Below are 11,839 nucleotides of genomic sequence, written 5' to 3'. Positions count from 1 at the left end.
CAATTGACCCTCCTAACTTTGAATCAGTTCTACCATCTCTGCTAGCTTAGTCCTAGAAACTAGGCAGGAAGACCCGTTATCAAAATACAGCAATCGACTCTTCTTATCAAGAGATCGAACATTTTTGGGGTTTACAACAAAAGAACGATGGCACTGAAGCAATCGTGGCTCGTTGGCAGCTATATCGGCTAATTTCCCCCAAAACTCCAAGCGCTCTTTCTTGGTATACAGCACGAGGCGGTGGGGCAAGGGAGAGGTTTCAATATAGAGAATGTCATTGATTGGAATTTGAAATTTTGCATTTGGAGAATCAATTGTCAAGGAATGGTCGGACAAGGGTTCTGCGATGTTGCTTGCCACCTTTAGCAAGACTTTTTCCAGACGGTCCACGAAGTCATTTGGCGCCAAATCTTTATCAATATAATCCAATGCTGCAACCTGGTAACGAAAAGCCAAGGGCATCAACTCCGTATGGGTCGTGACAAATACAATCGCTGCGTATGGGTCCATTTCCCGTATTTCCTGCGCCACTTCAAGTCCTTTTGCAACATCTGATTGAAGCTCAATATCCAAGAAAAACACCTGGTGCTCCCCTTTTTCAACGACCGCATCCAATAACTGACAAGGTTTACTAAAAATCTCTATCTTATTATAGAATAAATTATTCTTCCCCACTAGCTCTAATAAGATTCTCTCCATCGCATGCTGCTGTAGAAGATCATCTTCTAAAATAAAAATATTCATACTATTACTAACTCATCTCTAAAATATCTCATACATATATCACTATAATTTCTCACTTCGAATAGACGCAATGTTTATCATATCACACAAATACATATTATTAAATAGTAAATTATATATTTTTATAATTGAAGTAGTATGCATGAGCATCGCTTAAATAACAAAAACTCCCAAATAGCTCATTTATTCACTACTTGAGAGTTTCGTCTGGAATAATCTGTCTTGCTAATCTAAGCTTGTTTCTGTTTAAGTTAATTCGTTAAAGTCCCAAATATCATCTACCCAACCTCCATAGAAATCTGGCTCATGGCAGACCATCAGGATCGAACCTTTGTACTCTTTAAGAGCACGTTTGAGTTCATCTTTGGCGTCCACATCCAAGTGGTTGGTTGGCTCGTCAAGGACCAGAACATTATTTTCACGATTCATGAGGAGACAGAAACGTACCTTAGCCTGCTCACCACCAGAAAGCACCTGAATTTGACTCTCAATGTGCTTAGAAGTCAAGCCACATCGTGCCAAGGCTGCGCGGACCTCTGCCTGATTAAGAGCTGGAAATGCATCCCAGACCGCTTCGAGCGGCGTCTGACGGTTTCCTCCAGGAACTTCTTGTTCAAAATAGCCCAGCTCCAGATACTCACCACGCTCAACTTCCCCACCAAGAGCTGGAATCACTCCCAACAAACTCTTCAAAAGAGTGGATTTACCGATACCGTTAGCTCCGACAATGGCAATCTTCTGGTTGCGTTCAAAGGTCAAATTGAGCGGTTGGCGCGTCAAGACACGGTCGTATCCAATTTCCAAATCCTTGGCTTGGAAGATAAAACGACTTGGTGTTCGTGCCATCTTAAAATCAAAACTTGGTTTTGGTTTTTCAGCCTGCAGCTCGATAATGTCCATCTTGTCCAATTTCTTCTGGCGGGACATGGCCATATTTCGTGTTGCAACACGTGCTTTATTGCGGTTAACAAAGTCTTGCAAGTCTGCAATTTCCTTCTGCTGACGCTCATAGGCAGCTTCCAACTGAGTACGCTTCATGGCGTGCACTTCTTGGAATTGCTCATAATTGCCAGAATAACGCGTTAACTGCTGATTTTCCACATGGTAGACGATGTTAATCACGTCATTCAAGAATGGAATATCGTGAGAAATCAAAACAAAGGCATTTTCATAGTTAAGCAAGTAGCGTTTTAACCACTCAATATGCTCGGCATCCAGGTAGTTTGTCGGCTCATCGAGCAACAAGATATCTGGCTTTTCAAGGAGCAACTTGGCCAAGAGAATCTTGGTCCGTTGACCACCGGATAACTCGGTCACATCCGTGTCCATACCATAATCCATGACACCCAAGGCACGCGCAACTTCGTCAATCTTAGCATCCAAGGTATAAAAATCACGGCTTTCCAAACGGTCTTGGAGCTCGCCCACCTCTTCCATGAGGGCATCCATATCCGCACCTTCATCCGCCATAGACATGTAAATCTCATTGATGCGCTCTTCCGTTTTGAAGAGTTCGTCAAAGGCCGTCCGCAAGATGTCTCGAACAGACTGCCCTTTTTCCAATTTGGCATGCTGGTCAAGGTAGCCCGCAGTCACATAACGCGACCACTCAACCTTACCCTCGTCTGGCAAAAGTTGACCTGTCACGATAGACATGAAGGTTGATTTTCCCTCACCGTTTGCACCGACCAAACCAATGTGCTCTCCCTTTAATAGTCGGAAGGATACATCTTCAAAAATCGCACGGTCGCCAAAACCGTGACTTAAATTTTTAACTTCTAAAATACTCATATTTTCCTCATAAAAGAGGCTGGACAAACTGTTCCAGTCTCTTATTTTTTGTCGCTAGTCAATTCCAATCGCAGCACGGACAACATCAGCAATGGTGTCGACATAGTAGTCTACTTCTGCATGAGTTGGTGCTTCTGCCATGACACGCAGAAGTGGCTCTGTACCACTTGGACGCACGAGAATACGGCCATTTCCTGCCATTTCTTCTTCCATCTTCTCAATGATCGCCGCGATTGCAGGGACTTCCATGGCCTTGTCTTTCATGCTATTTTCCACACGAATATTAACCAATTTTTGTGGGTAAATAGTCACTTCGGCTGCAAGTTCGGATAAGGTTTTCCCTGTTTCTTGCATAATTTTTGTCAATTGAACGGCTGTCATTTGGCCATCCCCAGTCGTATTGTAATCCATGAGAATGACGTGGCCTGATTGCTCACCACCAAGATTGTAACCAGACTTACGCATTTCTTCCACCACGTAACGGTCACCAACTGCAGTGACTGCTTTGCCGATATTTTCTCGGTCAAGCGCCTTGTGGAAACCGAGGTTTGACATAACAGTTGTGACAATGGTATTTTGCGCCAACAAACCTTTATCAGACAAATATTTGCCGACAATGTACATGATACGGTCACCGTCAACCAAGTCGCCATTTTCATCCACAGCAATCAAACGGTCGGCATCTCCGTCGAAGGCGAGACCAATCTGACTGCCTGTTTCTTTAACCAATTCTTGAAGAGATTCGGGATGAGTTGAACCAACTCCATCATTGATATTAAGGCCATCCGGCAAGTCAGCGATAACGGCTAATTCAGCTCCCAAATCAGCAAATACCTGACGGGCAGAAGTCGATGCAGCCCCATTTGCTGTATCAAGAGCAACTTTCATTCCCTCCAAAGGAAGTCCTGTAAATACAAGAAACTCTTGGTACTTACGGAGACCTTCAGGATAGTCAACCACATCTCCTAGACCAGTTGCTGATGGACGAGGAAGTGTATCTTCTTCAGCATCAAGAAGCGCTTCGATTTCCAACTCTTTTTCATCGTCCAATTTAAAGCCGTCACCACCGAAGAACTTAATTCCATTATCCTGAGCTGGATTGTGACTGGCAGAAATCATAACACCAGCGCTAGCATTTTCCGTGCGAACCAAGTGTGCCACACCCGGAGTAGCTACGACGCCCAGTTTGTAGACGTGAATCCCAACAGACAAGAGACCCGCAACCAAGGCAGACTCTAGGAGTTGACCGGAAATACGTGTATCACGCGCCACGAACACTCGTGGTGTTTCCGTTTCATGTTGACTGAGGACATAGCCTCCAAAACGACCTAGTTTAAAAGCCAATTCTGGTGTTAATTCTACGTTTGCTTCACCGCGGACACCGTCCGTTCCAAAATATTTACCCATAATCATTTCCTTACTTTGTTCTATTTTTTAATAAATGTTGCATCAATTGATGTGGTTTCGGGTGAGAATACAACAGGCAAAATATTGCCCTCTGCGTCCACCGCTTGCAAGGTTGCTGTTCCAGTATACCGATCTGCCAATTTACTTGCATCTGGCACAACCGCCTCAACGTGGTCAATCGAATTGATTGTTTCTTCGTCAGATGTGACTTTGACCGAGCTATCTCCTAACACAATCTTCGAAACGACGTAGCCACTAGCCAGCTGCGACTGGGTAATTTTCCCCTCAATCGCAAATATCTTGCTAGTACGATTCCCAATTTTCACATTGAAAGAGGTAGGAATAATCGTTGCATTGATACCACTTGGTAGGCTAGAAATCTGCAGTTGTACCGAGTGAGTCCCCGGCTCCAAGTCCCGTAAATCAGCGGTCACTTCAAAACTTCTAGTAGATTCATCTACTTCTTTTTGAAGTGCAACTTTATTAGATCCAATCAATTCAACCGTGATAGAGGGCGCAATCCCTGTCACAAAATATTTTTGCTTATTGTACTTGACATTGACAGTGACATCATTGACCGAGTAGGTATAGGTCTCTGTTGCCGAATTTGGTGCTGTTGCTGTTCTTGCATTTTTATAATTGGTTGTCGTGGCATAGAAGAACAAAAAGACAGCTACCAAGCTAGCCAAGGCAACTTGACCAATTTTTTTAATCTTATCTTGCATGTCTCTTATTTCCCTCCAAATCGTTTCCACCAATGTTTTGTCTCTGGTTCATTGGAAACCAAGACCTGACGCAATTCTTCTTCAAAATCTTCCAGACTCAGATTATGCTTGAAATTCCCATTGTGGGCTATTGAAATAGTTCCCGTTTCCTCGGATACGACAAAGACAAATGCGTCTGAAACTTCTGACAAGCCAATGGCTGCGCGATGCCGCGTGCCGAACTCTTTTGAGATTCCTGCACTGCCTGTCAGCGGGAAGTAAGCACAAGACACAGCGATTTTATTGCCATTGATAATGACAGCTCCATCGTGTAGAGGGGTGTTTGGAATAAAGATATTGATCAGTAATTCACTCGAAATATCTGCATCCAAGGGAATTCCCGTTGAACGATATTCTTGTAAAGTACGTGCCTGCTCAATGGCTACTAGTGCTCCAATTTTACGCGGAGACATGTATTTGGCCGCTTTCAAGCAAGCCTGAATCAAAGACTCTTCTGTACTGGTATTTGTATCGGTAAAGATGTGTGTTGTCCGACCCAATTTTTCAAGGACCGACCGTAATTCTGGCGCGAAAATGACGACACCCGCAATCACACCATAGGTGATGACTTGATTCATGAGCCAAGAAATGGTCTGCAAGCCCAACAGACTAGCTACCACCTGAGCCAACAAGAACAAGAAAACCCCTCGAATCAAGGTCATAATCTTGGTCCCGACAATGGCTTTACTCATCCGATAAATCAAAAAAATAACCAGTGACAAATCCAACAAATTGATTAGAGCAACTCCTGGACTGGAAGCCAAACTGGACCAGTAACCCGAATCCAGTAATTGATGTAAATTTAGCATAATTCTAACAGTATCCTCTTCTATTCAATGTCAATCACTCTATTATACCATTTTTTCAGGTCTTTGTCCGACTTCCATTCTAGAAAATCCCTATTCTTTGTGATAAAATGGGAACATGAAAATAAATACTTTACTAGGAATTCTAGCGGGAAAATCCTCGCAATTCATCCTTTCAAAATTGGGACGAGGCACAACTTTGCCTGGAAAAATTGCCCTTACATTTGACAAACATATTCTGGACAGCTTGGCAAAAGACTATGAGATTGTCGTCATCACAGGAACAAACGGAAAAACCTTGACAACAGCTTTGACAGTTGGTATTTTGACAGAAGCATTTGGTCAAGTGACCACCAATACTAGCGGTGCCAATATGATCACAGGTATCACCGCAACTTTTTTGTCTGCTAAAAAAGCCAAATCTGGCAAGAGAATTGCGGTGCTTGAAATCGACGAAGCCAGTCTGGCACGAGTAACCGACTACATCAAACCAAGCCTCATCGTCTTTACCAATATCTTCCGCGACCAGATGGATCGCTATGGAGAGATTTACACAACTTACCAGATGATTTTAGACGGTGCTGCCAAGATCCCTACAGCAACTGTGTTAGCAAATGGAGATAGTCCTCTTTTTAACTCGACTAAGATGACCAATCCTGTTCAGTACTATGGATTTGCTACCGAGGAAACCGAGCCAAAATTGGCCCACTACAATACGGAGGGAATCCTGTGTCCGCATTGCCACCAAATTATCCAATACAAGCTCAATACCTATGCAAATCTGGGAAGCTACGTCTGCCTCAACTGCGATTTTAAACGTCCAGAATTGGACTATAAACTGACAGACCTAACTAAGATTACCAATACTTCTTCTACTTTTGTCATCGACGGTCAAGAATACACCATCAATATTGGCGGGCTATACAATATCTATAACGCTCTTGCAGCAGTGTCCGTTGCCCGTTACTTTGGCATTGAACCAAGTGTTATTAAAGCTGGTTTTGATAAGAGCAAGGCAGTCTTCGGTCGTCAAGAAACCTTTAAAATCGGGGAAAAAGATTGTACACTCGTTCTGATTAAAAATCCTGTGGGCGCTACTCAAGCCATCGAAATGATGAAGTTAGCCCCTTACAATTTTAGTCTCTCAGTCCTTCTCAATGCTAACTACGCCGATGGAATTGACACCAGCTGGATTTGGGATGCTGATTTTGAACAAATTACTTCCATGGACATCACACAAGTCCAAGCTGGCGGAGTTCGCTCCTCTGAAATCGCCCGTCGTCTCCGCGTGACAGGCTATCCAGAAGATAAGATTACAGAGATTTCCGACTTGAAATCAATCATTGAAGCTATCAAGCACCAAGATAGTCAGCACGCTTACATCTTGGCGACCTACACAGCCATGTTAGAGTTCCGCGAGTTCTTAGCGCAAGAAAACGCTGTTGGAAAGGAGATGAAATAATGGTCTACACATCACTAAAAAGTCCTGAAAATGGTGCCACATTGACTCTCCACATCGCCCACCTCTACGGTGACCTCATGAATACCTATGGCGATAATGGCAATATTCTCATGCTCAAATACGTCGCTGAAAAACTCGGTGCTCAGGTTCAGGTTGATATTGTTTCCATGAACGATGCTTTTGACGACAATTTTTACGACATTGCCTTTTTCGGTGGTGGTCAGGATTATGAGCAATCTATTTTGGCCAAAGATCTACCAAGTAAAAAAGAAAACCTCAGTCATTTCATCGAAAACGACGGCGTAGTCCTCGCAATCTGTGGTGGTTTCCAACTTTTGGGGCAATACTATACCGAGGCTAGCGGACGAAAAATTGATGGGCTTGGCATTATGGGACACTACACTCTCAACCAAGTCAATAACCGCTACATTGGAGACATCAAGATTTATAACCAGGACTTTGACGAAACCTACTACGGTTTTGAAAATCACCAAGGCCGGACCTTCCTAGCGGAGAATCAAGAGCCACTCGGAAAAGTTGTCTATGGAAATGGAAATAACAAAGAGGATGGCGGAGAAGGCATGCATTACAAAAATGTATTTGCGACCTATTTCCACGGCCCAATCCTCTCCCGTAATCCGAAACTCGCCTATCGCTTGGTCACTACTGCACTTCGCAAAAAATACGGCCAAGACCTAGTGCTAGCTAACTACGACGACATCCTCAGCAAGGAAGTCGCTGAAGAATACGGCGATGTTAAATCCAAGGCTGATTTTAAAGAATAAAAGAAACCCACTTTTTGGAAAAGTGGGTTCTTTTTATTTCTTCTTAGGCAAGAAGTCGGTTACTTTTTTGAAACTTTCTTGGATTTTGCGGTTCTGCTCTTCTTTTTTCAAAGCGTCTATCTCAGCCATATGCTGACTAGCTCGCTTTACTTCCGCCGTCAAGTAATAGAGTTTTACAATACTAGCTGGCACAACTTTACCTGATTTTGGAGTCATGTGAAGAACTTCGTCGGTATCTGCTTGCGCATATTTCAAAGTTGGCTTGACCGGAATGGTCAACACAACCAAATCCCGTTCCTCCAAGAGACGCTTTGCTTCTTTGACTGGAACATCAAGAAGATTGGGTACCTGGATTAACCGCTCCTTGTAGGCACGATTGTATTCCAAATGCTTGTCTACTATCGGAGCAGCCTTAGCAGTAATATCTCCTACAATCGCTACAGTATCTGGAATAACCGAGAAAACTGTATTGAGCACACCGGCAGCTTTTCCTAATTTCCCAGCTGCCTTCTTTGTTACTTCTTTTTTTACTTGAACCATGTGCTTCCTCCTGCCTTTTTCTACCATTATACCTTTTCAAGCATATTTGAGCAAAGAAGACCTCCGAAATTAGACGAGTTTCATGACAATTTGGATACCATTCTCATCTCTCACACTGGCTTCTTGTTGACCAAGTTGCAAGGCTAGCCCCATTTCTTGTGCACGCTTCAAAGCCTCTTTGTAGGCAAATGCATCCTGATATTCTACAACAAAATAAGCCAGCCCACGCATACCCGATTCACGAACTTGCAAAAATTTTCCGCCCCACTCATTGACAGCCAAATGATGATGGTAATCGCCCGATGCTAACCAGTAACCTGTTGGAACCGAGAACTTCACTTGAACATGTAAGAGTTGCTCAAGAAAACTTGCTGTTGAACGACTATTTGTTCCCCGCAAGGTGAACATGTCCCATCCGACTTCCAACTGGCATATGGTAGGTCTCTTCACTCACTTGCCCCAAGAGATAAACAGCCTCCGCATCCATCGGCTCTGTACTCCCAACGATACGACCATCTTCACGAATATCCCATTCTGACACAGGCAAATCACGATAGATTTCGATACCATTTCCTTCCGTATCTTCTAGGTAAATTGCCTCACTGTAACCATGATCTGAAGCACCAACCAAGGGAACCTTATTGTCGATAAAATGCTTGAAAATCTGACCCAAATCCTCACGACTTGGCAAAACAATGGCCAAATGACATAGTCCATAACTATTGGCCACAGTCGTCTCATCATCTGTTTGAATGAGACGAACCAAGACTTTGTCTCCCACTCCCAAATCAACCTGCTCACCTGACTGTTCAAGTACTTCCAGACCTAAAACTTGTTGATAAAATAAGGTTTGCAACTCCATATTCTTAACATTGATTGCTACCAAACCCAACTCAAATTCTGATTGATACATAACTATTCTCCTTCAATTGTTTGATTTATATTACAACTAATTAGTGCATATAGCAAACAGAACAACTTAAAAAGAACCCCGAAGGATTCTTTTAATTTTCTGTACGTTTATCAATAATATAGCGCGGACGACGCTTGGTTTCAAGGTAAATTTTCCCGATGTATTCACCAATAATCCCAATGGAAATGAGTTGGATTCCTCCGATAAAAGCGACCACTGTCACTGTACTTGCCCAACCTGAAACAGTTGTTCCTGTGAAATGACGGAAAATTGTCCAGATGATAAATAAAAAGGAAATCACGGAGGTCATCACACCAAGACTTGTAATGAATCGAATCGGCTTAATACTCAGACTTGTAATACCATCAAAGGCCAAACCGAGCATTTTACTAAGCGGATAATGACTTTCTCCCGCAATCCGTTCAAAGCGCTCGTACTCCACTATTGCATAATTGAAGCCAACTAACGGAACCAAACCACGCAGGAAGAGATTAACTTCGGTAAATTCAGCCATTGCGTCTAAAGCTTTTTTAGACATGAGTCGATAATCGGCATGATTGAAGACAATTTCAACGCCCAATTTTTCCATCAAATGGTAAAAACCTTCTGCTGTAAAACGCTTGAAAAAGGTATCTGTCGTCCGTTTCTTACGAACACCGTATACGACTTCCGCGCCATTCTTATAAGCCTCAATCATCTCATCCATGCAATTGATATCATCTTGCCCATCGCAATCAATGGTAATCACAATATCAGCAACATCCTTTGCTTCCATCATACCAGCCAAAACCGTACTTTGATGGCCTCTATTACGAGACTGGGCTAGCCCCATCACATATTGACTTTGACGAGCGTATTCTTCAATTAGCTCCCATGTTTTATCCTTGCTGCCGTCGTTAACATACATAATCCGGCTTTGATTTGAAATAAGATTTTCCGTCATCAACTGCTGTAATTTTCCCAAAAACATCGGATTCGTTTCTGGTAAAACAGCCTCCTCATTGTAGCAAGGAATCACGATATAAAGTGTCGGTTGCATTATGCTTTACTCCTACTCTTCCATTTTAATTTCTGACTAATATAATTTATATTGATTGCTACAACTGGCAATAATAAATAGATATATGGCCACACATAGCGTGATTTTGTTTCCCAAAATAGATGGAAGATAAATCCACCAATGAGATAGAGAAACGGATACAACTGCACCAGTTCAATTTTTTCCCTAAAAATGACAAATTTTAGGAAAAGATAGAGGAATGATAACAGATAAATAGCGGTCAAAAAGACACTCATATATTTATTGTAAAGATGATAATAAGAACCTTCCTGATAGAGATTTTGTAAAAAATCAGTATGAGTGTATTGTTCTCTTGTGTAGAGCGGACCAGCGTAAATAGATTGCAGAGTTGACTCATTCCAAGTAGCAGCAATCTTTTCTTCAAAGAACTCTTTTGCATAGGTTGGTGAAGCTGTAAAAGCACTTATACGGGCTTTCAAATCTTTTTTCACCACTTCTTCTACACGTTTATCATCATAATCATTCCATTCCCTAATAAGCGTTGTGTAGGTATTAAAATACCCATTATTTGCCGCGTTGTCGCTCAACCCCATCACTATCCAAGCAGCTTGCGGAGGATAGGTGATACTTTGATTGATTTTTCCCTCATAGTAGCCTTGGACCACTATGTTAGATAATTTTACAGTTGGAAATAGCAACAGTAAGATAAGCAGTTTTTTGTAATTGAATTCTTTTAAAAGCGAGAGCCCCTGTAAAACAAGCAATACAACCATGAATATCTGGTAATTATTCCGAACTAAACAAGCCAAGCTAATGAAAAACAGAAGACCAATTCCAAATAAAATATGGTTCGATTGACTAAAGTGAAGATAACAATATAAGGCTAACAGAAGGCAAAGTAATCCAGGAATATCGCCGTATACCCAAAAAACAAGGAAAAAATTCGGCAAGAACAAGAAAGAAAGTAAAATCACTAGATTATTTAATTCTTGTTTTTTGAAAAGAAGATTACTGATTCGCCACAAAAGCAGGTTACAAACGATGACCATCGCTACCTGTGCCAAAAAAAGATAGCTTGTATTGGTAGTAAAGTGGGCATACAGACGAAAGAGGGATAAAAGTCCCATCTGAGTTGGAAAAGTTGACATATAATTAGCAGAACTAATCTTATCAAATGATGAATAATCCCCCATATTCATCTGAATCGCAGCCTTAAACAAATAATGTGGATCTGCCCTCAGGAGCCCATCTACATTCGGAACCACATAAGCAGCAAAAATAGCAAAACTCCCTGCTCCTACCAAAAATAAAAGTATGGACGGCACCTTGGCGAGAAGCTTATGAGCGGTAAAAAATAGTAGGATAATCAGCGCTAGGAAAATATAAAATACAGGACTATTCTTAAAAAAAGTAATCTCCTCTGCACTTGTCATATAGATATAGCCTCTTGTACTGAGTGATAAATACGACAAATAAAATAATATGACCATAGCCAGAGAGAGTATAATCCCTGTAGAGTATTGAACAACCCTATTTCCTATATTTTTCATAAATTTTACTAATTGACATCCTTTCAAGGTAAAAATTGAGAACCAAGAGGCGGTCT

General features: G+C 42.0%; 10 protein-coding genes and 1 pseudogene. 2 read left to right on the top strand and 9 right to left on the bottom strand.

The features are described from left to right. Nucleotides 1–12: 12 nt before the first annotated feature. From J2T50_RS01890 to cdaA, 5 genes are all read right to left on the bottom strand, one after another. Nucleotides 13–744 carry a response regulator transcription factor gene (locus tag J2T50_RS01890; RefSeq protein ID WP_253363081.1) on the bottom strand — a complete coding sequence of 244 codons (732 nt, stop codon included), beginning with the start codon at nucleotides 742–744 and terminating at the stop codon, nucleotides 13–15. A 246-nt stretch (nucleotides 745–990) separates the two neighbouring features. Beyond that, nucleotides 991–2,535: a ribosomal protection-like ABC-F family protein gene (gene abc-f / locus J2T50_RS01885; protein WP_253363079.1), complete on the bottom strand. Its 1,545-nt coding sequence runs from the start codon at nucleotides 2,533–2,535 to the stop codon at nucleotides 991–993. 54 nt (nucleotides 2,536–2,589) lie between these two features. Beyond that, on the bottom strand, nucleotides 2,590–3,942 hold the full coding sequence (gene glmM / locus J2T50_RS01880; protein ID WP_253363077.1) for a phosphoglucosamine mutase: 1,353 nt from the start codon (nucleotides 3,940–3,942) through the stop codon (nucleotides 2,590–2,592). Nucleotides 3,943–3,962: 20 nt separating this feature from the next. Beyond that, nucleotides 3,963–4,667 carry a CdaR family protein gene (locus tag J2T50_RS01875; RefSeq protein WP_253363075.1) on the bottom strand — a complete coding sequence of 235 codons (705 nt, stop codon included), beginning with the start codon at nucleotides 4,665–4,667 and terminating at the stop codon, nucleotides 3,963–3,965. Between the two features lie 5 nt (nucleotides 4,668–4,672). Further along, entirely contained in the window at nucleotides 4,673–5,515 is an 843-nt protein-coding gene (cdaA, locus tag J2T50_RS01870; RefSeq protein WP_253363073.1) for a diadenylate cyclase CdaA, read from the bottom strand. Nucleotides 5,516–5,630: 115 nt separating this feature from the next. Here cdaA and murT point away from each other — a divergent pair, with 115 nt between their 5' ends. Together murT and gatD are read left to right on the top strand one after the other, a co-directional pair. Next, nucleotides 5,631–6,974 (top strand): lipid II isoglutaminyl synthase subunit MurT, encoded by a 1,344-nt coding sequence (gene murT, locus J2T50_RS01865; RefSeq protein ID WP_253363072.1) that lies wholly within the window; start codon nucleotides 5,631–5,633, stop codon nucleotides 6,972–6,974. Beyond that, the gene (gene gatD, locus J2T50_RS01860) at nucleotides 6,974–7,759 is read left to right on the top strand and encodes a lipid II isoglutaminyl synthase subunit GatD (RefSeq protein ID WP_253363071.1); all 786 of its coding nucleotides are present in this window, start codon (nucleotides 6,974–6,976) and stop codon (nucleotides 7,757–7,759) included. Before murT ends, gatD begins: the two co-directional genes overlap by 1 nt. A gap of 33 nt (nucleotides 7,760–7,792) precedes the next feature. Here the strand turns inward: gatD and J2T50_RS01855 are convergent, their stop codons facing one another. From J2T50_RS01855 to J2T50_RS01840, 4 genes and pseudogenes are all read right to left on the bottom strand, one after another. Beyond that, nucleotides 7,793–8,299: a PASTA domain-containing protein gene (locus tag J2T50_RS01855; protein WP_253363070.1), complete on the bottom strand. Its 507-nt coding sequence runs from the start codon at nucleotides 8,297–8,299 to the stop codon at nucleotides 7,793–7,795. Nucleotides 8,300–8,368: 69 nt separating this feature from the next. Beyond that, nucleotides 8,369–9,212, bottom strand: a pseudogene (locus J2T50_RS01850) (VOC family protein). Between the two features lie 91 nt (nucleotides 9,213–9,303). Continuing rightward, nucleotides 9,304–10,251 (bottom strand): glycosyltransferase family 2 protein, encoded by a 948-nt coding sequence (locus J2T50_RS01845; RefSeq protein WP_253363069.1) that lies wholly within the window; start codon nucleotides 10,249–10,251, stop codon nucleotides 9,304–9,306. After that, nucleotides 10,251–11,783 carry a hypothetical protein gene (locus J2T50_RS01840; protein ID WP_253363068.1) on the bottom strand — a complete coding sequence of 511 codons (1,533 nt, stop codon included), beginning with the start codon at nucleotides 11,781–11,783 and terminating at the stop codon, nucleotides 10,251–10,253. The genes J2T50_RS01845 and J2T50_RS01840 overlap by 1 nt, the downstream gene beginning before the upstream one ends. Nucleotides 11,784–11,839: the final 56 nt, after the last annotated feature.

Origin of the sequence: Streptococcus gallinaceus, from assembly GCF_024170225.1 — a bacterium.
Classification (GTDB): Bacteria; Bacillota; Bacilli; order Lactobacillales; family Streptococcaceae; genus Streptococcus; species Streptococcus gallinaceus.
This window is presented reverse-complemented; position numbering and strand designations above follow the sequence as displayed.